Here is a 23,949-nt window from a genome sequence, read left to right as displayed (position 1 = left end):
GAGAGGGCACCGGCCGGGTCCTAGCGCAGCCACCCGCAGGGAGGAGGTCCTCCATCCCGCAGGTCCAAGGAAACCTCACCGGTCTCAAACCCAGTCAGATCCGGGCGCTGGAGAGGTTGTACCGGCGACGGATCCCCGACGAGGATCTGATCACCGCCGAGCTGGTCGCCCGGATGACCCACCTGAGCCGGGAGACCGGCCGGCAGGTGGGGGTGCTGGTGGACCGTAAGGGCACTGTGCTCCACGTGGTCGTGGGGGACGAGGCGGGCATCCTGATTCCGGACCTGTCCCGCCACGGCCTGGGCAGGGGAAAGCTCCGGGGGGTCCGGTGCGTTCACACCCACCTGCGCGGGGAGCCCCTGAACGACGACGACCTGGCCGACCTGACGCTGCTGAGGCTCGACGTCATGGCCGCGGTCGAGGTCACGGCGGAGGGCCGGCCCGGCGCGGTGCGCCTGGCCCACCTCCTGCCCCCCAACCCTCGGGGAGACACCCACCGCGTCTTGCCGCCGGTGGATTTCTACGCCCTGTCCCTGCGGTTCGGGGAGTTCATCCGCGCCCTCGAGGAGGAGATCGCCAGCCAGCAGACCCGGGGGGTGGACCTGCGCAGGGCCACGGACCGGGCCATCCTGATCCACGTCTCCACCCTGCCCCGGCACGAGGTGGAGGACCGGATGAGGGAGCTCACGGACCTGTGCCGGACCGCCGGGGTCGAGCCCCTGGAGACCGTGGTCCAGCGGCCCCGCCGGATCAACCCCCGGTACCTCCTGGGCGAGGGGCGGCTGCGGGACGTGGTGGCGTCGGCCCTGCAGAAGGGGGCGGACCTCCTCGTGTTCGATCAGGAGCTGTCGCCGGCCCAGGCCCAGGCCATCGCGGAGTTGGCCGACATCCGGGTGATCGACCGCACCCAGCTCATCCTCGACATCTTTGCCCGGCGGGCCCACACCCCCGACGGCAAGGTGCAGGTGGAGCTGGCCCAACTGCGGTACATCCTGCCGCGGCTCCGGGGCAAGGGGCTGGCCATGAGCCGGCTCACCGGCGGGATCGGCGGCAGGGGCCCCGGCGAGACAAAGCTGGAGGTGGACCGCCGCCGGGTGCGCGACCGGATCGCGCATCTGGAGAGGCGCCTCGAGGCCCTGGCCCGCGGCCGGACCCAGCGCAGGCGCAAAAGGGTGCGGGCGGGCGTGCCCATCGTGAGCATCGTGGGGTACACCAACGCGGGCAAGAGCACCCTGCTCAACGCCCTGACCCGTTCCCGGGTGTTGACCGAGGACCTGTTGTTTGCCACCCTCGACACCGCGACCCGCCGGCTCCGGTTCCCCCGGGAGCGCGAGGTGATCATCACCGACACCGTGGGGTTCCTGCGGGACCTGCCCGAGGGGTTGGTGGGGGCCTTCCGGGCGACCCTGGAAGAGCTGGAGGACGCGGACCTGCTGCTGCACGTGGTCGATGCCGCCAACCCGGGGTTCGAGGAGCAGATCCGGGCGGTGGAGCGGTTGCTGCGCGACCTGGGCCTGGGCGACAAGCCCGTGCTGCGGGTATTCAACAAGGCCGACCTCCTGGCCCCTGGGGTGGCCGAGCGGCTGGCGGCCCATTGGGAGGGGGTGGCGGTCAGCGCCCGTCGGCCCGACACCCTTGCGCCGCTTCTGGACCGGTTGGAGGAGCGGTTCTGGAGGCCCGAGCCTTCCCTCGTCTCAAGCCCAAGCCCCAAACGGCCGAACCGAAACCGAAGTGGGCACGGTTGACGAAGGGAGTGCGGCCATGGGGCGTAGCCGGTGGCCCGTCGCGGCGTGGGTGGCGGGCGGACTCGGGGTGGCGGGGGCCGGGTTGGCGTGGGCTGGGTTCGGCCCGGCGGGGGTCGGGTTGGCGGTGGCCGGCCTCGCGGCGGGGCTGATTCCCGGGCGGGGGGCGACCCCACCCGGCAGCCTGGCGGAGCTGCTGGATCTGGCGGAGGCCGACCCGGAGGGTCCGTCGGCCCCCTTGGCGGACGAGCTGCAGGAGCGGTTCCGGCGGCTGGACACCCACGGGGACGCGATCCGGGACGTGGTGCGCAAGCTCCAGGAGCACGCGACCCTCCTGGGGTGGGTCATCGACACCCTCGGCGAGTCGGTGCGAGGGTCCCGGGACGGGCTTCGCACCATGGGCGAGGCCGGGGAGCGGGTCTGGGAGCGGGCCGAGCGGGTGCGCGAGGCCAGCAGCCAGGGCCTGGCGTTCATGGACACCCTGTCCCAGAGCACGGAGGAGCTCTTCTCCGGCGCCGAGACCCTGAACCGGTCGGTGGAGGAGGCCACGGCCTCCATCGCCCAGATCTACGGGGCGCTCCGGGAGATCCACGGCAACGTGGACCGGGTGAGCGAGGCCAGCGACCGGACCACCGCGTTCGTGGCCCAGGTGGGGCGGGCCATGGGTGAGATCCGGCGGCGGATCGACCGCAGCCTGGCCCTGTTCCAGGACGTGGAGAGCTCGGCCCGGGGAGGAAAGGACGCCGTTCGGCGGGTGGGCGAAGGGATCGATCGGATCCGGGGGGCCTCAGAGAACCTGGGCCGGGCGGTGCAGGCCCTGGGCGAGCAGAGCCGGGAGATCGAGGGCATCCTGGCCGTGATCACCGAGGTGGCCGAGGAGACCGGCCTGCTGTCGCTGAACGCGGCGATCCTGGCGGCCCAGGCCGGGGAGAAAGGGGCCGCCTTCGCGGTGGTGGCGGACCAGATCCGCAGCCTGGCCCGCCGGACCCGGGAGAACGCGGCCCAGATCGGGGAGCTGATCCGGGGGGTGCAGGCCAACATCTCCGAGGCCAACCGGGGTCTGGCCGAGAGCCTCGAGGCGGTGGAGGAGGGCAGGGGGCTCGGCGCCAAGGCGGGGGAGGAGATCGAGCAGATCGAGCGGGCGGTCACCGCAGCCGTGGAGGAGGCCCGGGGGATCGCCGGTGCGGCCCAGACCCAGGACGAGCAGGCCCGGGCCATGGTGAGCGCGGCGGACGAGGTGAACGCAAGCCTCCATAAGGTGGCCGAGAACCTGGACCAGGGGATGCAGGAGATGGACCGGGTCCAGGCCCTGAACCAGACCCTGGCGGCGTTGAGCCAGTCCCTGCGGGCCGCGGCCGACAGCCACCGGGACACCGGGCGGGAGACCGCGGAGCTCATGGCGAGCTTCGCCCGCGAGGTGGAGGAGATCGGCAGCCTGCTCGAGGATCAGCGTCGGGCCGCGGCCGCCCTGGAAGGGCACCTGAACGCGGTGGCCGAGTCCGGGGAGAGCGCGTCCGACAGCCTGCTGGGGTTCCACGACATCGTGCGCACCCTGGTGGCCGAGGCCGACGGGTTGCGGGCCGACACGGCCCGGGACGGCGGAGCCAAGCCGACGGAGGAGGAACCGGATGGGTGAGGAAGGCCGGAGGGTTTCCGAGACCCGCGTGGAGGTGGCCGAGATGATGCTGCCCCAACACGCGAACCTGGCCGGCAACGTGCACGGCGGCATGATCATGAAGATGATCGACGACGCGGCCGGCGTGGTGGCGTTCCGCCACTGCCGGGGCAACGCGGTCACCGCCTCCATCGACCGGCTCGACTTCCACGCGCCCGTGTACGTGGGCAACCTGGTGGTGCTGAAGGCTTCCATGAACTACGTGGGGCGGACCAGCATGGAGGTGGGGGTGCGGGTGGAGGCCGAGGACCCCAAGACCGGGGTGGTTCGCCACACGGCTTCGGCCTATCTCACCTTCGTCGCCCTGGACGAGCACGGCAAACCCCGGCCCGTGCCCCCCCTGGTGCTGGAGACCGACGAGGACCGCCGGCGCTGGGAGGCGGCCCTCCACCGCCGCGAGGAGCGCATGCGCACCCGCTCGATCCTGAAGGCCGAGGGTCTGTCTCGGCAGAGATCCTGAGGGCGCCCGCGCGGATCAGTTGAACCCGAACCGGCCGGTGACCAGCAGGTGGGCCAGGGCGAACAACACCGCCGAGGCCAGGGCCACGGCCGCGGCCAGGTGGAGCAGGGTTCGGACCAGGGCCCAGTCCCAGGTCAGCGTCTCCCGGTGACGGAACACGTCCAGGCCGGCCACGCCCAGGGCCAGTCCCGTGCACACCGGCACCCCGAGGCCCCATCCCCCCGCGCGCCAACTCCCGATCAACACCAGGGCCCCTACGATCCAGAACCCCACGGAAAGGACGGTTTTCCCCATGGCTGCGGTTTCCCTTCGGAACTCTGCGACGGAACTGTGGAACGTTCTGTCCCCCGGTGGGCTGGCCACCGGCATCGGCAGCTTGCCCCACACCGATCCGGACGTCGCCGTGGCAGCGGTGTGGCGTCGGCTTCGGGAGCTGCCCTTCTGGCCCCAGTTGCCCCGCCGGAGCCCCCAGGAGGGCATGGTGCCCCAGTACGTCGAGGGGTTCCCCGCGGACGCCCACCTGCGGATCCCGGGCCCCGACCGGGCGGCCGCGGCCCTGGAGCGGTTCTACGAGAAGGTCCTCGGGGGAGACCTGGAGGCGTTCGCTCTGGGTGCCGACCGGGCACCGGGATTCTATGCCCTGGAGCGGCTCCTCGTCCAGGAGCGGCCGACCGATCTGCGGTGCGTGAAGGCCCACGTCACCGGCCCGGTCACCATGGCCACCTCGCTCAAGGACCCTGAGGGGCGCGAGGTGATCCACGACGAGGGGTTTCGGGAGGCCGTGGCCCAGCTCGTCTCGCTGAAGGCGCTGTGGCAGGTGCGGCGGCTCAAGGGGGTCGGGGCGCCGGTGATCGTGTTCCTCGACGAGCCGGTCATGGAGGTGTTCGGATCGGCCTACTCGAGCCTGACCCGCGAGATGGTGCTGGACCTGTGGCGGCCCACCCTCGAGGCCCTGGCCGGGGAACCGGCGTGGGTGGGGGTGCACTGTTGCGGAAACACCGACTGGGGCCTGCTGTTCGAAAGCGGAGTCCACATCGTCAACTTCGACGCCTACCACTACCTGGACAAGATGCTCCTGTACCCCCGGGAGGCCCAGGGGTTTTTGGAGCGGGGCGGGGTGATCGCGTGGGGAATCGTGCCCACCTCGGAGGAGGCCCGGTGGGTGGGGGCGCCGGACCTGGTCCGGCGGCTCGTGGGAGCCATGGAACGGTTCGCCCGCGCCGGGGTGGATCCGTCCCTGCTGCGGAGGGGATGTCTCCTCACCCCGTCGTGCGGCATGGGCGGCCTGGACGAAGGCTTGGCCGAGGCGATTCTGGATCTGCTGGTAGAGGTGTCCCAGCGATTTCGGGCCGGCTCCGGCTAGGAAACCTCGTCAGGCCCTGTGCGGGACCATCTAGAGACTAGAAACTGGAGACTGGAAACTAGAGAAAATCTTGGGGGGCTCGGCCTGTTAGGCGGGCGGGCTCTCCAGCAGACCCCATGCCCCACCGAGACGGTGAGGTGACGCCAAGGATGCGGGGCCGTGCTTGAAACGATCTGAAATCAGGGAGGTTTTTAGGCGTCCTAGCGTCCCAGCCTCCCAGCGTCCTAGCGGAAGTCACCCCTTGTTGGCGGGCTCGGTGTGCCGGCAGGTCTCCACGGGCAGACCGCTGCCGCACGGGCAGGGCGTGGTGGCGGGCAGCCTCCGGCGGCTCTGGAAGTCCACCGGGATCAGGGCGGCCGGCACCGTCGATGCGGTCGGAGAGGGCAGGGGCAGGTCGTCCTCGGGGGGCCAGGCGTCGGCCGCGTCGAGGAGCCGGCGGATCACCCGATACCGGCGGGCCAGGATGTCGACCGACACGCCCCAGTGCCGGGCCACCTCCCGGCGGCGGACCGAATGCCCGAGCATCCGGTGGCAGGCCCAGGCGAGCCCCGCGGCCCATCCGTCGTCCAACCGGCGGGGCCGGCTGCCGGCCGCGGCCACCTCGGCCCACACCCCTTCCACCAGGAGGACCTCCAGGTGGGTCGCCCCGTGGCTCCGGAGCCAGGCGCGCAGCCGCCGCAGCACCTGCCTCTCCTCCGGGGTCAAGCCCCGCCTCTGGGCCCGGATCTCCGGCAGGAGGGCCCGCACCTGCTGGCGCTCCACGGCCTCGCCGGCCCGGCCCTCCCGCACCACCCGGAGGGCCTCGGCCACGTCCGCGTCGTCCGGGGTCAGGGCCATGGCGGCCTCCAGGTGGAACTCGGCCTCCTCCCACCGGGCCTCGCCGGCCAGGATCAGCCCCAGGTCCACGTGGCCCGGGGGGTAGTGGGGGTGGAGCTCCGTGGCCCGCTCCAACAGCTGCCGGCCCCGGGCGCGCTCTCCGCGCTGGTACAACACCCAGCCCAGGGCGCACAGGCAGCCCGGATGGTCCGGCGCCCGTTCCAGCGCGGCCTCCAGCTGGGCGCGGGCCTCGTCCCAACGGGAGTCCCGCAGGAGGGCGTCGGCGAGGAGGAGCCGGGCGGCCACGTGGTCCGGGTCGATCTCCACAACCTCGGCCAGAAGGGGCACCGCTTCGGACGGGGCCCCGGTCTCCACCAGGGCCAGCCCCCGGTGGAACCCGAGGAAGAACCGATCCTCCGGGTCCGGGGAGGTCCCCTGGATCTCCCGGATCCGGTCGATCAGGGCGAGCACCCCGGCCCAGTCCTCCTGGACGGCGCGGCGCTCGACCAAACGGTACAACAAGCGGACGTCGGGCATCCCAACCTCTCGAGCGGGGCGAGACAAGGCTCCCGGGCTCGGCTCCTTCCCGGGCGGGGCGGACTATAGCAGGGCGCCGGGGGCGATTCCAGGGTATACTCGGGACCGGCCGACACTCCGGCGGGCTAGAGACTAGAGAAGTTTTGGGGGCCTCGGCCCGTTACGATTAGCCCGGCGACTATAGAGGCGCGCAGGTGGCCGCAGGGGCGTGGGGCCCGCTTCCGGCCGGGCGCGAGTGCGGCATCCGATCGCCGCGTCTTCTCATGCCCCTTGCGCGTCGATCCAGGCCCCGATAGCGGAACCCTTGGGATCCGGAGGCGATCCGGGCGTTCGGAGGGCGCGGCGAGCCAAGTACCCGCACTCGGCTCTCCAGCAGACCCCCGAGCTTTGGCGCGGCTCGAGAGCCGCTCGGCCGCTCGGTTGCCCAGCGGGCCGAAGGCCCCAGACCGACGACCGTGGACCGACGACCGAAGTTACATGGCAGGAGGTGAAGCGATGGAACCCAGGACGCACCTGGCGATCCACCCCGATTGGGTGGGCGAGGTGGTGGAGCTGGCGGAAGGGGAGTGCCGGGCCCGGCTCGCGACCCGGCCCGAGATGGCCGCGGACGACCGGGGCCTCGTCCACGGCGGGTTCACCTTCGGCCTGGCCGACTATGCGGTCATGATGGCGGTGAACCACCCGAACGTGGTCCTGGGAGCGGCCGAGGTCCGGTTCACGGCGCCCGTGCGGGTAGGCGAGGTCATGGAGGCCCGTGCCCGGGTGGTGGAGGCCGGCGGCAAGAGGCGCAAGGTCCGGGTGGAGATCGAGGCGGCCGGCCGGCGGGTGCTCGAGGGGACCCTGACGGCGTTCGTGCTCGATCGCCACGTGCTCGAAGGAGGCTAGGGGATTGCGGGAACTGGTGGGCATCGCCGTGTTCCTGGCCCTGGGGCTGGCGGTCTCACAGCGCTGGCTCGGCCGGGTGCGGGCCGGGCGGTTCGGGCGGTTCTTCTACCTGACCGGAGCGGAGTTCCTGGTGTTGGGCCTGCTGTTGAGCCCCCGCATCACCGGCGTGCTCGACCGGGCCACGCTGCAGGGGCTCGAGCCGTTCGTGGGCCTGGGCCTGGGGTACCTGGGGTTCGTGTTCGGTCTGCAGTTCGAGGCGGCCGACCTGCGCCGGCTGCCGGGCCGCATGTTCGCGGCCAGCGCGGCCCTCAACGGGGTGGTGCTCGCCACGCTGTTCGGCTCGTTGGGGTGGGTGCTGGCCCGCGGGGGTGACGCGTCGGTTCCCCTGGCCCTGGCCCTGGCCGCCTCGGGCCTGGGAACCTCCACCGCGTTCCTGTTCCTGGTGGACCGCCATACCTCCCTGGGCCGGAACCCCACGTTTCGGTTCCTGCGGTTCTGCTCGGCCTTCGACGACCTGTGGGGGGTGGTGCTGTTCGGGGCGGCCCTGTGCTGGTTCGTGCCCGGCGGGTGGATCCGGCTGGCCCAGACCCTGGGGTTCGCCCTGGCGTCCTCCGTGATCCTGCTGGGGGCCATGGGGGTGGCCCGCACCCGGGAGGCCGAGCTTCCGGTGCTGGCTGGCACGGTGTTGTTCACCGGCGGGCTGTCGGCCTACGCCGGGCTGTCGCCGGTGCTGGTCAATGCGGTGGCGGGGTGCATCGTGGCCAACGCGCATCCTGGGGCCCGGGCGGCCCACGACCGCCTGCTGCGGGTCGAGAAGCCGATCTACTTTCTAATGCTCCTGGTGGCCGGGGCCTGGTGGGGGCTGCTGGGCGGGGGGGCGTGGCTGGTCACCGCCGTGTACGTGGCGGCCCGGTTCGCGGGCAAAATCGCAGGAGGCGCCGCCGCCGGCTGGGTGCTGAACCCCCGCGGAGGGGTGCGGTCCCTGGGCTGGGGCGTGCTCGCCCAGAGCGAGATGAGCGTGGCCCTGATGGTCAACCTGATGCTGCTGTTCCCCTCCCATGGGGTCAGCGATGGCGCCGCGGCCGTGCTCACCGGGGTGATCGTCAACGACCTGGTGAGCTCGGCCTACTACGGCTGGGCGTACCGGAAGGCGTGAGCCGTGGCCGAGACCGCTTCCGCCCGTGGATGGTCCGGCCTGTGGCTGCGGCTCGCGTTCGCCGCCGGCCTCGCCGGGATCATGGCCCTGGTGGACCGGATCCCCCTGGGGGAGGCCCGGTTCGAGCCCGCCCTGCTGTCCGCCAACTACGGGTTCCTGCTCCTCGAGGCGTACCTCCTGGGGGAGGTGTTCGCCCGGCTGCGCCTGCCCCGCATCAGCGGCTACATCATGGCCGGGGTGCTGAGCGGACCCCACGCTCTGGGGCTCATCGACTCCGACTGGGCCCACCGCATGAAGGCCATCGACGACCTGGCCCTGACCTTCATCGCCCTGACCGCCGGGGGGGAGCTGCGGCTGTCCACCCTGCGGGCCCGGTTCCGGGCGATCGCCGGCATCGCGGCCGGCATGGTGCTGCTCGTCGTTCCCGGCCTGGCCGGGCTCACCTACCTGGCCCGGCCTTGGCTGCCGTTTCAGTTGGACCTGAGCGGCCCGGGCGTCTGGGTCGTGGGGGCCCTGATCGGGGTGATCGGCATCGCCCGGTCCCCCACCTCGGCCATCGCCATCATCCGGGACTGCCGGGCCGCGGGCCCGTTCACCGATACGGTGTTCGGGGTCACGGTGCTGATGGACAGCGTGGTGATCCTCCTCTTCGCCCTGGCCGCGTCGGTGGGGGGCTCGGTGCTCACCGGCGCCGGCATGGACGCCGCGTTCCTGGCCGCGGTGGCCGGCCAGCTGGCCGCGTCGGTGGTGGCCGGGTTCGTGCTGGGCGGGGCCCTGGCGCTCTACATCCGTCGGCTGCGGGGGTACCTGCCGGTGGTGCTGATGATGACGGGGCTTCTGGTGTCGGAGTTCTCGCGCTGGCTGGCCCAGTGGTTCGAGGCCGAGTACGGCACCGCGGTGCACCTGGAGCCCCTGCTCATCGCCACCGCGGCCGGGTTCGCGGTCCAGAACTTCACCCGCGAGGGCGAGGCGCTGGCCGAGGGGCTGCGGGCGGTGGCGCTCCCGATCTTCATCGTGTTCTTCTCCACCGCCGGGGTCCACCTGAACCTGCCGGTGCTGGGGTCGGTGTGGCACCTGGCCCTGGTGTTCGTGGCGGCCCGGATGACCCTGCTGGTGGCCGCGGGGTGGATCGGGTCCACGGTGGCGGGACAGGGCAGGGCGTTTCGCCGCTACAGCGGCATGGCGTTTTTCACCCAGGCCGGGGTCAGCCTGGGACTGGCCAGCGATCTTGCCCGCCGGTTCCCCGAGTGGGGACCCAGCGTGGCCGTGTTCCTCGTGGCCTGCATCACGCTGAACGAGCTGGTGGGGCCGATCGGGTTCAAGGCGGCCCTCGATCGGGCGGGCGAGTCGGGAAAGGGGAGCTGATGGTCACCGTGGGTCTGGAGCGGTTCTGCCGGGATCCCCGCCCTTGGGTCCGCCCCGGGCAGCGGGTGGGGCTTCTTCTGAACGCCGCCAGCGTGGACCGGGAGTTCCGGTGGGCCCGGGACCGGGTGGCCAGCACCCCCGGGGTCCGGCTCGAGGCCCTGTTCGGCCCCCAGCACGGGGTGAGGGCCGACGTCCAGGACAACATGGTCGAGACCCCCCACGGCGTGGACCCGACGCTGGGCATCCCGGTGTGGTCCCTGTACGCCGACCGGCGGGCCCCGGACCCCGCGTGGTTGCAGGGGCTGGACGTGATGCTGGTGGACCTGTGGGACGTGGGGTGCCGGGTGTACACGTTCGCCTGGACCCTTCGGCTGACGCTGGAGGTCTGCGGCCGGGCCGGGGTCAAGGTGGTGGTGCTCGACCGGCCCAACCCCCTGGGCCGGGCCGTCGAGGGAAACCTGCTCCGGCCCCAATGGCGCTCGTTCGTGGGGATGGAGCCGATTCCCATGCGCCACGGCCTCACCCTGGGCGAGCTGGCCCGATGGATGTGCCGGCCCGGGGGCGTGGCGTGTGAGCTGGAGGTGGTGGAGCTGGAGGGGTGGGACGGCGGCCTGTGGCCGGCAACCGGCCGGCGCTGGGTCATGCCCTCGCCCAACATGCCCGCGTTCGACACGGCCCTGGTGTACCCCGGAACGGTGCTCCTCGAGGGCACCAACGCATCCGAGGGCCGGGGCACCACCCGGCCGTTCGAGATCGTGGGCGGGCCGTGGCTCCGCGGCGACGAGCTGGCCCGGGCCCTGGCCCGGTACGACCTGCCGGGGGTCGTGTTCCGGCCGGTGGGGTTCGAGCCCACCTTTCAGAAATGGGCGGGCCGGCCCTGCGGCGGGGTCCACCTGCACGTGACCGACCCCCAGGCGTTTCGGCCGTACCGAACCGGGCTGGCCGTCCTGTCGGCTCTATGGCGGCTGGCGTCCGACCAGGGGTTTGGGTGGCGGCCTCCGCCTTACGAGTACGAGACCGAGCGTCTGCCCATCCATCTCCTCCTGGGCGACGACGCCGTGCGCCGGGCCGTGGAGGACGGTGCCGATCCCCGGGATCTGGAGCGCTCCTGGGCGGACGACCTCGCAGGCTGGTGGGAGCAGACTCGCCCGTTTCGTTTGTACGGGTGAGCCGGGGCAGGGGCCCCCTATGCGGCCCGACGGCCGGCCCGGAGCTCCTCGACCCGCCGGCGCACCGCGTGGCGCCGGCGGGGCTTCAGGTTCTCCCGGTCCGCCCAGTACTGGAACGCCGGACCGATCTCGGGCGAGCCCATCTCCCGCCACCATTTGAGGAACGAGTCGGCGAGGATGTAGGGGACCGCCTGGTCTCGGTTCATGGTCTCCCTCCCCAAATCGAGCAGAAATCAAACGCGGGTCGAAGTGTAGCAAAAGAGGTCGGGCGTGTTCAACCAGATAAAACACGTTGTTCCAGGGGCTTTGAAGGGGCAGAGGTTCCATTTCCTCGGCATCTGCGGGACGGCCATGGCCTCGGTGGCCGTGGAGCTCCACAGGCTGGGGGCCGAGGTCTCCGGCTCGGACCAGGGCGTGTACCCTCCCATGTCCACCGTGCTGGCCCGGGCGGGGATTCCCGTGGCCGATCGGTTTGATCCGGCCAACCTGGACCCGGCCCCGGACTGGGTGGTGGTGGGCAACGCCGTGAGCCGGGGGAACCCCGAGCTGGAGGCCGTGCTGGACCGGGGGCTGGCCCGGTGCTCCCTCCCGGAACTCGTGGAATGGGCGTTCCTGCCCGGCCGCCGGTGCCTGGTGGTGGCCGGCACCCACGGCAAGACCACCACCTCGGCCCTGTGCGCCTGGGTGCTCGAGCAGGCGGGCACGCAGCCGTCGTGGCTGGTGGGCGGGGTGCCCCGGGGCCTGGAGGGCGGGTTCCGGGTGGGGGAGGGGGAGTGGTTCGTGCTGGAGGGGGATGAGTACGACACGGCCTTCTTCGACAAACGGCCCAAGTTCGTGCACTACCGGCCGTGGGTTCTGGTGCTCAACAACCTGGAGTACGACCACGCCGACATCTACCCGGACATGGATCGCCTCCGCCGAGCCTTCGAGCAGGGGGTGAGGATCGTACCCCGATCCGGGGCCGTGGTGGCCAACGCCGACGATCCGGAGGTCATGTCCCTGGCGGCGGCTGCCCCCTGCCGGGTGGTCACGTACTCGGCCGGGGGGAACCCCGCGGACTGGACCGCCCGGCCCGGCCCGGGCACCACGGTCGAGGTGGAGGGGCCGGACGGCGTGGCGATGCGGCTCGAGCACTCGCTGGTGGGATCCCACCAGCCCTGGAACCTCCTGGCCGCCGCGGCCAGCCTGGCCCTTGCAGGCGTCTCGCCCGAGGTGTTTTGTCGGGCCGTGTCGACGTTTCCGGGGGTGCGCCGCCGGGCCGAGCTCCGGGGCGAGGCCCAGGGGGTGAGCGTGTACGACGACTTCGCCCATCACCCCACGGCGATCCGGACTACCCTCGAGGGGTTTCGGGATCGGTTCCCGGACCGGCGGATCTGGGCGGTGGTGGAGCCTCGCTCGAACACCATGCGCCGGCGGGTGTTCCAGGAGGCGCTCGTGGGCTGCTTCCACGCCACCGACCGGGTGTGCCTGCGGTCGGTTCCCGACCCCAAAAAGGTGCCCCGGGACGAACGGCTCGACGTGGAGCGCCTGGCCCGCGACCTGCGCCGCCGCGGGGTCGAGGCCCGGTGGTTCTCCGACGCCTCCGGCATCGTGGCCCACGTGGCGGAGCGGGCCGAGCCGGGCGACGTGGTGGTGGTCCTCTCCAACGGGGGGTTCGAGGACATCCACGACCGGCTCCTGGCCGCCCTGGAGAAACGGTCATGAGACGGATCGGGGCCGCGGCGGCGGCCCTTTGGCTCGTGGGGGCCTGTGCGGCGCCGGCGCCCCAAAGGGCGGCCTGGGTGGTGCGGGACCGGCTCGCCGATCCCTCCGAGGTCCGCAGGGCGTGCCAGGCCGCACGGCAGCAGGGCCTCGACCGGGTGCTCGTCCAGGTCCGGGGAAGGGGGGACGCCTGGTACCGGAGCCATCTCGCGCCCCGGGCCGAGCCCCTCGCCGGGCGGCCCCCCGGCTACGACCCCCTGGGCCTGGCCCTCGAATCCTGCGAAGGGGTTCCCCTGGCCACCTGGCTGAACGTGTTCTACCTGTGGGGGGCCGACGACCCGCCCCAGGACCCGGCCCATCCGGTGCGGGCCCACCCCGAGTGGATCCTCTCGGACGACCGGGGCCGTCGGGTGGACACCTACTCCCCGCTGGACCGCGCCCTGGGCTGGATCGAGGGCGTGTACGCCGACCCCGCCTCCCAGGGCTACCGGGACCGGTTCGCCCGGATCGTGGAGGAACTGGTGGACGCCTACGCCGTGTCCGAGGTGCACCTGGACTTCATCCGCTACCCAGGCCCCGGCTACGGCCAGACCGGCCCCCTGGGCCGCCGGTTTCGGGAGATCTGGGGGCTCGACCCCCGGTTGCTGCCTCCCGAACTCCGGGACCGACCGGATCTGGCCGCATGGGCCTCCGGGAGCATGCCGGCGGGGGACCGGGTGCTCACCACCCTGGGGCTGCTGTGGGCCGAGGCCCGGGCCCGGGAGGTCACGGCCCTGGTGCGGCGGGTCCGCCGGGTGCTCGCGGCCTCGGCCCCCAAACGCCGGATCGCGCTGTCCGCTGCCGTGTGGCCCGACCCGGGCCCGGCGTACCGGGACAAGGGGCAGGACTGGCGGACCTGGATCGCCGAGGGCCTGGTGGACGCCCTGTACCCCATGGCCTACTTCGGCCCGGTCGAGCGGGTGGCGGCTCAGGTCCGCCGCCTCGTGCCCCTGGCCAGCCCCTGGGGGACCGAGCTGTGGATCGGCCTCGGCGCGTACATCAAGGACCCCGACGAGATCGTCCGGGAGGCCGCGGCGGCCCGCTCGGCCGGCGCGGACCGGTTCTGTCTGTTCGACTGGGGGACCCTCCTGGACCGGCCGGAGGGGCCGGGGCCGTGGGTGAGGGCGTTGACCGTCGGCAGGGGGGGAGGGGGTGAGGGCAGCCGGCCGCCCGCGCCGGCCCCCGGCCTTTTGGCCCCGGGCGGCCGGATCCTGTGGGCTCTGGTGGACCGGGTGACCGGGGGCAGGATCCCCCGGGGGGGCCTCCAGGGGTTGGATCGGCGGTGGGCTGAACTTCAGGTTGCAACTCAGGAAATCATTCCTTCTGTCCTGCAACAACTAGAGAAACAATCCGTCCGGGAACCCCCGTGGGTCGAGCTGGACGGCATCTTCCGGTACATCAGTCCGGACGACCCTCCGGAGCGGGTCCGGGCTCAGGAGGAGGCCGTGCGTGCGGCCTTGGATCGGGTGAGGGCGGGGGAGCCCTTCGAGGCGGTGGCGCAGCAGGTGAGCCAGGGCGGATCGGCGCGGTTCGGCGGCCCCCTCGGCCGCCGTTACCTGTTTCCGGGCACGCCGGGCCGGGATCTGCTCGAACGGGCGTCACCCGGAGAGGTGGCGGGTCCGGTGCGGGTGGGAAACGGGTTCTGGCTCTATCGGGTGCGGGCCCGGGGCGAGGGCGGGCCGGTGCCGTTCGCCCAGGCCCCCTGGCCGGTCCGCCGCGCCGCGTTCCGGGGGGCGCTCAACGACGCATTAAGCGGAGGGGCATGCGGGCGAAGGCCCATCAAGGACTCTTCTTCGCTGCCCCATCGGACCTCTTCCGGGTGGCCCCTGCCGGGGGCGAGCCTCCGGCTCCCTTTTCCAGGTAACGCAGGATCCGGTCGGCGTCCTTGTACCCCGGCACCACCCGACCGTCCGGGAACACCAGGGTGGGGGTGGAGCGGACCCCGATCTTTTTCGCGAGCTGCTCGTTCTTCTCGATCTGGTCCGTCTCGCAGGTGGGGTCCGGAAGGGATTTCCCCGCGAAGCTGTCCTCGAGCATCTGAAGCGACTTGGAGCAGATGATCGCCTCGGCCTTCTTGCGAGCGGTGGGATGGATCTTGAGGGGCAGCATCTTGATGAAGAACGCCACGTCCGGTCGGCGCTTCACCAGCTTCTTCATCTCCGGGTGCAGCTTCTTGCAGAAGGGGCACTCCGGATCGTCGAACACCACGATCCGGATCGGGGCCTTGGGGTCCCCGAGCACCACGGCGTCGTCCAGGGGGATGACCGACGGGTCGATCCGGTTCAGGTCGATGTAGCGCTCGCGGGTCAGGCTGGTCATGGTGCCCAGGTCGATCACGTCGCCCGTGATCACGAACCGCTTGGAGTAGTCGAGGAACACCGGGAGCTTCTGGCCCCGTTTCTCCACGTCCACCTCCCACAGCCCGGGAATCTCGGCCTCCCGAACCGCCAGCACGCCGTCCACCAGCTTGCCCAGCACCGAGCGCGCCTCGTCCACCGAAAGGGTGTGGCAGTCGCTGCATTTGCCCGACCCGCACCCGTCCGACATGAACCCGGCCGCCCCGGGGGGAGCGATCAGAGCGGCCAGGACTCCCATCAGCGTCAACCATCGTACGCGAACCATGTGCAAGACCTCCCGAGCCTCTGGTGGGTTCACGAAAAGGGGAGGCCAAACTCTACCAGCCCGGTCCGCGCAGGAAAAGCTCCCCCGGAGAGCCCTGTCTCATACTTGACATAATATATCTTATCGGACGTTTGGCCACGGAGGGCCCGGGAATCCCCTGGGTTTCTCGGGCTGGGCGGCTGGCGCCCCTCGAGCCGCCGCCGAAAGCTCTCGGGGGCGTCGGGACCACGCCCCGTGTTCGGGTTTGGGGGGGGCGAATCTCAGGCCCGGCTTCGCGTGCAGCCGAAAAAGATAGCCTCCATGCCCCGCACGCGACACCCGGGCCGAGAGACACCCAGAGCCTGCGCCGTGCGGACGGCCCGCCTGGCGGCCTGCCGAAGCCGAGGTCGAGTTGCTGCAGCCGCGATCGCCCGCCATCTCGCGGCGCACCCCCACGCGCCGGGGCCACCGTGCCCGTACCCGGCGGTTTCGGGACGAACCGCACGAATGAGCCGGCGTTGGCCCCGGCTCGAGATGAAAAGCGTGGCGTGCTGCGGGTGGAAACGGCAGCATGGTGCGCAAGAAGATCTACGACAGGAACCTTTTTGCGGTCTTGAGGCCCGCTTCCGGCTGAGGCTGGCCGGGATGGCAAAGTTTGCATAGTTAAACCGGGAAAAAGATCTAAAGTCTTCTTTCCGGGTGCCGATCAGAATCCCGACGCGTCGAACCCTTTTTCCGGGATGGGCCCCATGTACGAAGCATATTGGAATCTTCGGATGCCCCCGTTCGAGAACCGGCCGGACCCGCGCTTCTTCTACGGGTCGAGGGCCCACCACGAGTGCCTGACGCGGCTGCGCTACGCGGTGAACCGGAGAAAGGGGCCGGTTCTCCTCACGGGCCCGGCCGGATCCGGGAAGACCCTCGTGTGTCACCGGTTCCTGGCGTCGTTGCCGAGGGGGGCCTACGACGTGGCCGTGGTGCCGGAGCTTGACCCGGATCCGGAGACGTTCCTGCGGGAGGCGTTGCGGCGGTGGGGCCAGGAGCCGGGCTCGGGCGGAAGGTCCGAACTGGGCGCGCAGATCCGCTCCCATCTCCTGGAGAATCACCGCCGGGGGGTGGAGAGCCTGCTGGTCATGGACGGGGCTCACGCGGTCCAGACGCCGGAAGCGCTGAACGAGATCCGGCTGCTCCTGCCCCCCCGGTTCGGTGGCCGATTTGTGCTGACCCTCGTGTTGGTGGGACGGCCAGAACTCGTTGCCCGGGTCCGGTCGGTCCCGGCGCTGGACCAGCGGATCGGGGTCCCGGTGCGCCTGGGGCCCCTCTCGAGGGAGGAGACGATCCGGTACGTGCTCACCCGGCTCAAGCGCGCCGGGGCCGGGCGGTGCATGTTCCGGCCCCGGGCGCTGGACACCGTGCACCAGCTCTCCGAAGGATTGCCCCGGGAGATCAATACCCTGTGCGACGCGGCGCTGCTCAGGGCGTACCTGGAGCGGGCTCCGTTCGTGGAGGCCCACCACGTGGCGCTCGGGGAGGAGGCGGCGGCCGCCACCTGCGCGTGAGCAACGCGCGCGCCACCCAGCAGGGCCCGATGCTTGCGCGGTCGCCCGGGTCGATGCCACAGTAGCGCCCGGCAACCTCCGGCCGGGGGGCGACGCCCCCTTGCCGTCCCCGACGGAGTGCGAGATGACCGTGCGCTGCCCCACCTGCAAGGCACCGGTTGTCTGGAAGGACAACCCGTACCGCCCCTTCTGCTCCGAACGCTGCCGGCTCACCGATCTGGGCCGGTGGCTCCGCGAGGACTACCGGATCCCGGCCGAGGAGGACGAGTCCGAAACCCCTCCCGATCCCGAGACCCTCCAGTAGCCCGGCCGCCCCTTGCCCCCCCCTGCCCTTCTGGTACTACTTGTCGTGCTCCGGAAATTCCGTGCTGTTCCCAAGGGGTGGGGCTGGGGGCCCCTCCTTCGCTGAACGGCCTCGCAGGGGCCGCCTCGGCGCGGTCCGCTGCGGCGCGTGAGGGCACGCGCCGCGGCCGCTCCCCTGGCGCCGGGCGGCCCAAGCTGCTCGGCCGTCGCGCTTCGTCGGAGCCCCCAGCCCCACCGAAGCAATCCGTATACGTTTTTGCGAAACGGAACACTACTACCCCCCCTGGGTTCCGCTGGGAGGCTGGAACGATGGGAGAGCAGGTCCTGCTGGTCTACGGCAGCCCCCGCCGCGGCGGCAACACCGACCTCCTCCTCGACCGGCTGGCCGCCGCCTTTGAGCACGCCGGCACGCCGGTGGCGCGGTTGCGCTGCGCCGACCTGCGGGTCCGACCGTGCGTCGGGTGCGGAGGATGCGCCGAGACCGGAGAGTGCGTGATCCGCGACGACGACATGCCCGGCGTGTATCGGGCGGTGGACCGGGCCGCGGCGTTGGTGGTGGGCAGCCCGGTCTACTTCCTGGGCCCGCCCGCCCCCCTGAAGGCCGTGATCGACCGGTTCCAGTGCCATTGGGCTCGGGTGAACCTCCTCAACCGGCGGCCCCGGCGCCGCCGTGCCGGTGCCCTGCTGGCCACGGCCGGCAGCCCCTCCCACTCGGTGTTCACCTGCCTCCACCGGATCGTGGACGCCTGGTTCGAGGTCCTCGGGATCGAGGGCGTGGCGAACCTGTTCCTGGAGAACGTGGACGAGCGTGGCAGGGTGGCCGACGACCCCAGGGCGGAAACCGACCTGCCCGCGGTGGCCCACCGCATCCTGGAGCGCCTTACCGCCTGATCCACGCCGGGTTCTCACGGGCTTTTAACCCGGGCCTCATTGCTTCCTCATCCGGTGGCCTTATATTGGGGCCGCCCCGGCCGCGGGCGCCGGCCGCGTCCGGTGCCGTTCCCCGTCCCGTCGGACCTTGCGAGCCCTGAAGGAGGTGATGCGAAATGAATCGTCGGACGTTCGTTTGGGTCGTGCTCGCCCTGTTCCTGAGCCCCCTCCTCGCTCTCCCCCCGACCGCTGCGGCCCGAGGGGCGCCGGAGAGCTTCGCGCCCCTCGTGGAGAAGCTCAAACCCAGCGTGGTCAACATCTCCACCACCAAGGTGGTGAAGACCCGAAGGATGTTCCGCAACCTGCCGCGGTTCGGGCCCAACGACCCGTTCCGCCGGTTCTTCGGCGACGACTTCTTCGACCGGTTCTTTGGGGACCAGCCCCGGGAGTTCAAGACCCAGAGCCTGGGGTCGGGGTTCATCTGGGACCGTGAGGGCTACATCCTGACCAACAACCACGTGGTGGAGAGCGCGGACGAGATCGTCGTCCGGCTCTCGGACGAGCACGAGTTCGAGGCGCGGATCGTCGGGACCGACCCCAAGACGGACCTCGCCGTGATCAAGATCGACCCCGAGGGGGTCGAGCTCCACCCGGTCCGGGTGGGCGACAGCGACAAGATCCGGGTGGGGGATTGGGTGATCGCCATCGGGAACCCCTTCGGGTACGGGCACACCGTCACGGCCGGGATCATCAGCGCGAAACAGCGGGTGATCGGTGCCGGTCCCTACGACAACTTCCTCCAGACCGACGCGGCGATCAACCCGGGCAACTCGGGCGGCCCCCTGTTTGACATGGAGGGCCGGGTGGTGGGCATCAACACCGCCATCGTGGCGGGGGGCACCGGGATCGGCTTCGCCATCCCCGTGAACATGGCCAAGGAGATCGTGCCCCAGCTCAAAGAGCGCGGCAAGGTCACCCGCGGGTGGCTTGGCGTCATGATCCAGGAGGTCACGAAGGACCTGGCCGAGCAGTTCGGTCTGAAGGCCCCCCGGGGCGCGTTGATCTCCGACGTGGTGGAGGACGGCCCCGCGGACAAGGCCGGGCTTCGCCGGGGCGACATCATCGTGGAGTTCGACGGACAGGCCATCGACAAGATGCACCAGCTCCCCCGGATCGTGGCCGAGCACGCCCCGGGTAGCAAGGTGGAGGTGGTGGTCCTGCGCAAGGGCAAGCGCAAAACGTTCGAGGTGACCCTGGGCGAGCTCAAGGAGGAGGAGCTGGCCGGCGAGGCCCGCATCCAGGAGGACCTGGGGCTCACGGTGCAGGAGATCACCCCGGAGCTCCAGAAACACCTCGGCCTGGACACCGACGAGGGCCTGGTGGTGTCGGGGGTGGTCCCGGGCAGCCCCGCGGCCCAGGCGGGCATCCGTCGGGGCGACGTGATCCTCGAGGTCAACCAGCAGGAGGTGCCCGACCTGGACGCCTACCGCAAGGCCCTGGCGGAGTCCAAGGGCAAGGAGAGCGTGCTGTTCCTGATCAAACGGGGCGCCGGCACCTTGTACGTGGTGGTGCCCCTGACCAAGTGACCGGTCGGACGGTAGGATCGCCGGGCGCGGCGGGAGCCGCGCCCGGTTGACAACCCCTTGGGATCCGCTACGGTTCGTGGTGCGGTTCGACGGTTCTTTCTCCCCAGGGAAAGGAGGTCGCCATGATCGCGCTTCGAAGGGGCTTGTGGCTTCTACTGCTCGCCGCCGTCCTCACCACGCCCTCCTGGGCGGCCACCATCCGACCCGGAGAGGTCCGGGTCGTCGAGGGCCGGGTCAGCGCCGTGGACGTGTCGTACCGGACCGTGGTGCTCGAGGTCCCCACGCCCAAGGGAGATCTCACGGTGGGGGTGACCCTGGACGAGGCGGTGAGGCCCCGAATCGACGGCCGGGAGATTCGGCTGTCCGAGGTCGAGATCGGAACCACGGCCCGCCTCAAGTACACCCGGAGGGACGACCGGCTGGTCGGGCTGGACCTGGTCGTACGGCGGTAAGGGGAACGGTTCGCCGGTACGCCCGGGTTCCATGGACGACCTGTTCCGAACGCTCGAGCAGTGGGTGCGGGCGGCGTCCTGGAGCCGGGACCCCGCCGGGGTCCGGAGGATGGTCGCCGGCCTCGCCCCCCTGTTCCGTTCCCTCGGTGCCCGCGTGGATCTGGTCTCCCTCGACCCCTGGAACACCTGGGACGAAGACGGCCGGGCCGTGAGGGTGGCCGTGGGGCCCGCCCTGTGGGCCGTCAAGCGGCCCACGGCCCCTGCCCAGGTCCTGCTCGTGGCCCATGCCGACACTGCCCTCCCCCCGGCCCGCCCCCCCGAGCGCGGCATCCACCGCGGTCGCCCCGCCCTGTGGGGAGTCGGCGCCCTCGACGCCAAGGGCGGCATCGCCGTGGCCTGGGAAGCCCTTCGCCGGTTCGAGTCCGGCGACCTTCCGGAGCCGGCCGTGGGCTGGGGGGTCTGGATCGCCCCCGACGAGGAACTCGGATCCCCTGCCTCGGCTCCACTCCTGGTCTCCCGGGCCGCCCGGTATGAGGCGGCCCTGGTGTTCGAGCCCTCCCACTCGGACGGCGCGCTGGTGTCCGACCGGATGGGGTCGGGCAACTTCACGGTGGTGGTCCACGGCCGCCGGGCCCACGTGGGCCGCAACCCGGACGAGGGCCGAAATGCCGTGCACGCCCTGGCCGCTCTCGTGGTGGAGCTGGAACGGTGGGCCGGAGACACCCCCGGGGTTCGCGTCAACGTGGGGGAGATCCGGGGCGGGGAGGCGGTCAACGTGATCCCGGAGCGCGCGGTGGCCCGGTGGAACGTACGGTGCCGGGACCCGCTGGACGTGCAGCGGTTCACCGAGGGGCTCACCCGAATTCACGCGCGGATCGAGGCACGTTACGGCGTGCGGCTCGAAATCCACGGGGAGTTCGGCCGACCGCCGAGACGCCTCGACGATCGCACCCTGGCCCTGTACGAACGATTGGCGGAATGCGCCGGCCGGTCCGGTCGGCCGCTCCGCTGGGCGCCCAGCGGGGGGGTGTCGGACGCGAACCTGCTGTCGGCCGCAGGGCTTGCGTGCGCCGACGGCCTCGGTCCCCGTGGAGACGGCATGCACACCCCGGAGGAGTGGGTGGACCTGCACAGCCTGGAGGAACGGATCGAGTTGGTGACGGAGTTCTTACGAACCCTGGATGCCGCCCGTCGTCCCGGTGGTCGTTCGGCGGGGGCCGTGCCGTGAGCAGGCTGTCGGCCGACATCTTGCGCACCGACCCGCGGGTACGGGAGGCCCGACGGCTCCTCGCCGGGGCCGTGGGCGACGTGCAGGCCCGGATCACGGGGATCCGGGCCCCCGACCCCGCCCTATCGGTGCAGGCATCCGAAGCGGTGCAACGGTGGGGAGAGCTCCGGGGCGCCCCTCTAGCCCTGCCCTACCTCGGCTCCGGCGTGGGGCGGGGGCCGTTCGTCGAGCTGGCGGACGGAAGCGTGAAGTACGACATGATCGGAGGGATCGGGGTCCACTTCCTGGGCCACGGGCATCCCCTCGTGCTCCAGGCAGGTTTGGACGCTGCCCTGGAGGACATGGCCATGCAGGGCAACCTCCAGCAAACCTCCCTCGCGCTCTCGTTTGCGGAGGAGCTCCTCGGCCTGGCCAACGCCCGGGGGGCCGGGTTGGACCACGTCTTCTTCACCACCAGCGGGGCCATGGCCAACGAGAACGCCTTGAAGCTCGCGTTCCACCGGCACCGGCCGGCCGACCGCATCCTCGCCTTCGAAGGTGGGTTCGCGGGGAGAACCCTGGCTCTGGCCTGGGTCACGGACCGTCCAGCCTACCGCGAAGGGCTGCCCCCCACCGTGGCTGTGGACTACGTTCCGTTCTTCGAGCCCACAGACCCCCGGGGCAGCACCGACAGGGCCCGGGCCGCCCTCCGCGCACACCTGGACCGGTATCCGGGGCGGCACGCGGCCATGGTGTTCGAGCTCGTTCAGGGGGAACGGGGCGGATTCCCCGGGGACGGGGAGTTCTTCCGGGTCCTCATGGCGGAACTGCGGGACAGCGGCGTGGCCGTGATGGTGGACGAGGTCCAGACCTTTGGGAGGACCTTGGCGCCGTTTGCCTTTCAGCACTACGGGCTCGACGACCTGGTGGACCTGGTCACGGTGGGGAAGATGACCCTGGTGTGCGCCACCCTGTTCCGGGAGGCCTACCGTCCCCCCACCGGCCTGCTCAGCCAAACGTTCACTGGGGCCACCGCGTCGTTCCGCGTGGGCCTGGCCGTGCTCCGGGTGCTGAGGGAGTCCGACCTGTTTGGCCCGGACGGCGGCAACGCCCGGGTGCACCTCCGTCTCGCCGAGAGGTTCGAGCAGATGGAGTGTCGGATGCCCGGGGGGATCCGGGGGCCTTACGGAATCGGGGCCATGGTGGCTTTCACCCCGTTCGACGGCTCAGCGACCGCGGCCAGGGCCGTGGTCCGGAGGCTGTTCGAAGCCGGCGTGGTGGCGTTTACGGCCGGCCACGCCCCTTGCCGGGTGCGGTTCCTCGTTCCCACCCCTGTCGTGTCCTACGCCGACCTGGACGCCGTGGCCGACCGGGTGGAGGCGGTGATCGCCCAAGGTCCCCCCGGGGAAGGGGAGGTCCCGCCGTGATGGTGTTTCGGCCGGTCCGGAAGGAAGACCTGGACCGTGTCGTGGAGCTCGTTGTCGGCTCCGGGCACGGTCTCACGAGCCTCCCCAAGGACCCCGAACTCCTGGCCGAACGGGTGTGGGAGGGTGCCGAGGTGTTCGGTCGCGAGGTCCGCAGGCCGGGGGGGGAGTCGTATCTGTTCGTACTGGAGGACCGTCGGACGGGAGCCCTGGCCGGGACCGCGGGCATTGTCGCCAAGGTGGGGGGGTTCGAGCCGTTCTACACCTACCGGATCGAGACCCACGAGCTGCGGTCCGAGGTGCTGGGCATCCGGCGCCGGATTCGGTGCCTGCACCCGGTTCGGGAGCACAGCGGCCCCTGCGAGATCGGCAGCCTGTACCTGGCGCCCTCCCACCGCCGGCACGGCAATGGCCGGCTCCTGTCCCTGGGCCGGTTCCTGTACATGGCGTGCCAGCCCCATCGGTTCGAACGGGAGGTGATCGCCGAGATGCGCGGCGTGGTGGACGACCGGGGACGGTGCCCGTTCTGGGAGGCCATCGGCCGCCACTTCTTCGGCCTCGACTTCCCCAAGGCCGATTACCTGAGCGTACGGGACAAGCGGATTATCTCGGAACTGATGCCCGCCCATCCGATCTACGTGCCCCTCCTTCCCGAGGAGGCCCAACGGGTCATCGGGCGGGTGCATCCGGAAACGGAACCGGCCCTTGCCCTGCTGCGCCAGGAGGGGTTTCGCCCGCTGGGCTTCGTGGACATCTTCGACGGCGGCCCCTTGGTGGGCTGCCCGCGGGACCAGATTCGGACCGTGCGCGAAACCCGGGTGCTTCCTGCCTCCTCCGGCGATCCGGGTCCGGCCGGGGTGCCTCACCTCGTGGCGCCCTACCCTTCCGGCGTCCCCGTGGTGCTGGCCCTCTTCCCCCGGGATGCCCCCGAGGCCCTGCTTCCGCCCGAGGGGTTCGGGGTCCTCCGGATTCCCCCCGGCGCGCCGGTGGCCTGCGCCCCGTTGCGACCGGCTCCGGCCGGCGCGTGATGGGCGGACCT

At 71.5% G+C, this 23,949-nt stretch carries 21 protein-coding genes and 1 pseudogene; 18 read left to right on the top strand and 4 right to left on the bottom strand.

Features of this window, described 5'->3' with window-relative positions:
• Positions 1-116 precede the first annotated feature (116 nt).
• Genes hflX through DEFCA_RS0104615 form a run of 3 tightly spaced genes read left to right on the top strand, consistent with a single transcriptional unit; the run spans position 117 to position 3,877 of the window.
• Positions 117-1,745, top strand: a complete 1,629-nt coding sequence (hflX, locus tag DEFCA_RS0104625) for a GTPase HflX (protein ID WP_245693429.1) — start codon at positions 117-119, stop codon at positions 1,743-1,745.
• 16 nt (positions 1,746-1,761) lie between these two features.
• Entirely contained in the window at positions 1,762-3,378 is a 1,617-nt protein-coding gene (locus tag DEFCA_RS0104620) for a methyl-accepting chemotaxis protein (RefSeq protein WP_025321867.1), read from the top strand.
• On the top strand, positions 3,371-3,877 hold the full coding sequence (locus DEFCA_RS0104615; RefSeq protein WP_025321866.1) for an acyl-CoA thioesterase: 507 nt from the start codon (positions 3,371-3,373) through the stop codon (positions 3,875-3,877). Before DEFCA_RS0104620 ends, DEFCA_RS0104615 begins: the two co-directional genes overlap by 8 nt.
• Positions 3,878-3,892: 15 nt before the next feature.
• On the opposite strand, the gene DEFCA_RS0104610 is transcribed toward DEFCA_RS0104615, so the two are convergent.
• Positions 3,893-4,171, bottom strand: a complete 279-nt coding sequence (locus DEFCA_RS0104610; protein WP_025321865.1) for a hypothetical protein — start codon at positions 4,169-4,171, stop codon at positions 3,893-3,895.
• Here DEFCA_RS0104610 and DEFCA_RS0104605 point away from each other — a divergent pair.
• Positions 4,170-5,240 carry a uroporphyrinogen decarboxylase/cobalamine-independent methonine synthase family protein gene (locus tag DEFCA_RS0104605; protein ID WP_025321864.1) on the top strand — a complete coding sequence of 357 codons (1,071 nt, stop codon included), beginning with the start codon at positions 4,170-4,172 and terminating at the stop codon, positions 5,238-5,240. The genes DEFCA_RS0104610 and DEFCA_RS0104605 overlap by 2 nt on opposite strands.
• A gap of 234 nt (positions 5,241-5,474) precedes the next feature.
• Here the strand turns inward: DEFCA_RS0104605 and DEFCA_RS0104600 are convergent, their stop codons facing one another.
• Positions 5,475-6,593 (bottom strand): tetratricopeptide repeat protein, encoded by a 1,119-nt coding sequence (locus DEFCA_RS0104600; RefSeq protein ID WP_025321863.1) that lies wholly within the window; start codon positions 6,591-6,593, stop codon positions 5,475-5,477.
• Positions 6,594-7,088: 495 nt separating this feature from the next.
• Between DEFCA_RS0104600 and DEFCA_RS0104595 the strand changes: the two genes are divergently transcribed.
• Genes DEFCA_RS0104595 through DEFCA_RS0104580 form a run of 4 tightly spaced genes read left to right on the top strand, consistent with a single transcriptional unit; the run spans position 7,089 to position 11,168 of the window.
• Positions 7,089-7,478 carry a PaaI family thioesterase gene (locus DEFCA_RS0104595; protein ID WP_025321862.1) on the top strand — a complete coding sequence of 130 codons (390 nt, stop codon included), beginning with the start codon at positions 7,089-7,091 and terminating at the stop codon, positions 7,476-7,478.
• Positions 7,479-7,482: 4 nt separating this feature from the next.
• Positions 7,483-8,634: a cation:proton antiporter gene (locus DEFCA_RS0104590; RefSeq protein ID WP_025321861.1), complete on the top strand. Its 1,152-nt coding sequence runs from the start codon at positions 7,483-7,485 to the stop codon at positions 8,632-8,634.
• A gap of 3 nt (positions 8,635-8,637) precedes the next feature.
• Complete coding sequence (locus DEFCA_RS0104585) at positions 8,638-9,999, top strand: cation:proton antiporter (protein WP_025321860.1); 1,362 nt, start codon at positions 8,638-8,640, stop codon at positions 9,997-9,999.
• Positions 9,999-11,168, top strand: a complete 1,170-nt coding sequence (locus DEFCA_RS0104580; protein ID WP_025321859.1) for an exo-beta-N-acetylmuramidase NamZ family protein — start codon at positions 9,999-10,001, stop codon at positions 11,166-11,168. Before DEFCA_RS0104585 ends, DEFCA_RS0104580 begins: the two co-directional genes overlap by 1 nt.
• Before the next feature lie 17 nt (positions 11,169-11,185).
• Here the strand turns inward: DEFCA_RS0104580 and DEFCA_RS0104575 are convergent, their stop codons facing one another.
• Positions 11,186-11,374 (bottom strand): hypothetical protein, encoded by a 189-nt coding sequence (locus DEFCA_RS0104575; protein ID WP_025321858.1) that lies wholly within the window; start codon positions 11,372-11,374, stop codon positions 11,186-11,188.
• Between the two features lie 64 nt (positions 11,375-11,438).
• On the opposite strand from DEFCA_RS0104575, the gene mpl reads away from it, so the two are divergent.
• On the top strand, positions 11,439-12,872 hold the full coding sequence (gene mpl / locus DEFCA_RS0104570) for a UDP-N-acetylmuramate:L-alanyl-gamma-D-glutamyl-meso-diaminopimelate ligase (RefSeq protein WP_281173735.1): 1,434 nt from the start codon (positions 11,439-11,441) through the stop codon (positions 12,870-12,872).
• Positions 12,869-14,554: pseudogene (locus tag DEFCA_RS24500) on the top strand (family 10 glycosylhydrolase); the annotation flags it as partial. The gene mpl and the pseudogene DEFCA_RS24500, both read left to right, overlap by 4 nt.
• A gap of 133 nt (positions 14,555-14,687) precedes the next feature.
• Here DEFCA_RS24500 and DEFCA_RS0104560 read toward each other — a convergent pair.
• Positions 14,688-15,530 (bottom strand): DsbC family protein, encoded by an 843-nt coding sequence (locus tag DEFCA_RS0104560; protein WP_025321855.1) that lies wholly within the window; start codon positions 15,528-15,530, stop codon positions 14,688-14,690.
• Positions 15,531-16,258: 728 nt separating this feature from the next.
• Here DEFCA_RS0104560 and DEFCA_RS0104555 point away from each other — a divergent pair.
• From DEFCA_RS0104555 to DEFCA_RS0104520, 8 genes are all read left to right on the top strand, one after another.
• The gene (locus DEFCA_RS0104555; RefSeq protein ID WP_169709443.1) at positions 16,259-17,068 is read left to right on the top strand and encodes an ExeA family protein; all 810 of its coding nucleotides are present in this window, start codon (positions 16,259-16,261) and stop codon (positions 17,066-17,068) included.
• A gap of 124 nt (positions 17,069-17,192) precedes the next feature.
• Positions 17,193-17,372, top strand: coding sequence for a DNA gyrase inhibitor YacG (locus DEFCA_RS0104550; RefSeq protein ID WP_025321853.1), 180 nt, complete (start codon positions 17,193-17,195; stop codon positions 17,370-17,372).
• A 308-nt stretch (positions 17,373-17,680) separates the two neighbouring features.
• Positions 17,681-18,262 (top strand): flavodoxin family protein, encoded by a 582-nt coding sequence (locus tag DEFCA_RS20270; RefSeq protein ID WP_025321852.1) that lies wholly within the window; start codon positions 17,681-17,683, stop codon positions 18,260-18,262.
• 155 nt (positions 18,263-18,417) lie between these two features.
• Positions 18,418-19,827, top strand: a complete 1,410-nt coding sequence (locus DEFCA_RS0104540; RefSeq protein ID WP_025321851.1) for a DegQ family serine endoprotease — start codon at positions 18,418-18,420, stop codon at positions 19,825-19,827.
• A 122-nt stretch (positions 19,828-19,949) separates the two neighbouring features.
• Positions 19,950-20,279 (top strand): hypothetical protein, encoded by a 330-nt coding sequence (locus tag DEFCA_RS0104535; protein ID WP_025321850.1) that lies wholly within the window; start codon positions 19,950-19,952, stop codon positions 20,277-20,279.
• Positions 20,280-20,310: 31 nt separating this feature from the next.
• Positions 20,311-21,507, top strand: a complete 1,197-nt coding sequence (locus DEFCA_RS0104530; RefSeq protein ID WP_025321849.1) for a M20/M25/M40 family metallo-hydrolase — start codon at positions 20,311-20,313, stop codon at positions 21,505-21,507.
• Positions 21,504-22,913: an aminotransferase class III-fold pyridoxal phosphate-dependent enzyme gene (locus DEFCA_RS0104525; RefSeq protein ID WP_029733558.1), complete on the top strand. Its 1,410-nt coding sequence runs from the start codon at positions 21,504-21,506 to the stop codon at positions 22,911-22,913. The genes DEFCA_RS0104530 and DEFCA_RS0104525 overlap by 4 nt, the downstream gene beginning before the upstream one ends.
• On the top strand, positions 22,913-23,938 hold the full coding sequence (locus tag DEFCA_RS0104520) for an arginine N-succinyltransferase (RefSeq protein WP_245693534.1): 1,026 nt from the start codon (positions 22,913-22,915) through the stop codon (positions 23,936-23,938). The genes DEFCA_RS0104525 and DEFCA_RS0104520 overlap by 1 nt, the downstream gene beginning before the upstream one ends.
• The last annotated feature ends 11 nt before the right edge of the window (positions 23,939-23,949 follow it).

The organism is Deferrisoma camini S3R1, assembly GCF_000526155.1.
Lineage (GTDB): Bacteria > Desulfobacterota > Deferrisomatia > Deferrisomatales > Deferrisomataceae > Deferrisoma > Deferrisoma camini.
This window is presented reverse-complemented; position numbering and strand designations above follow the sequence as displayed.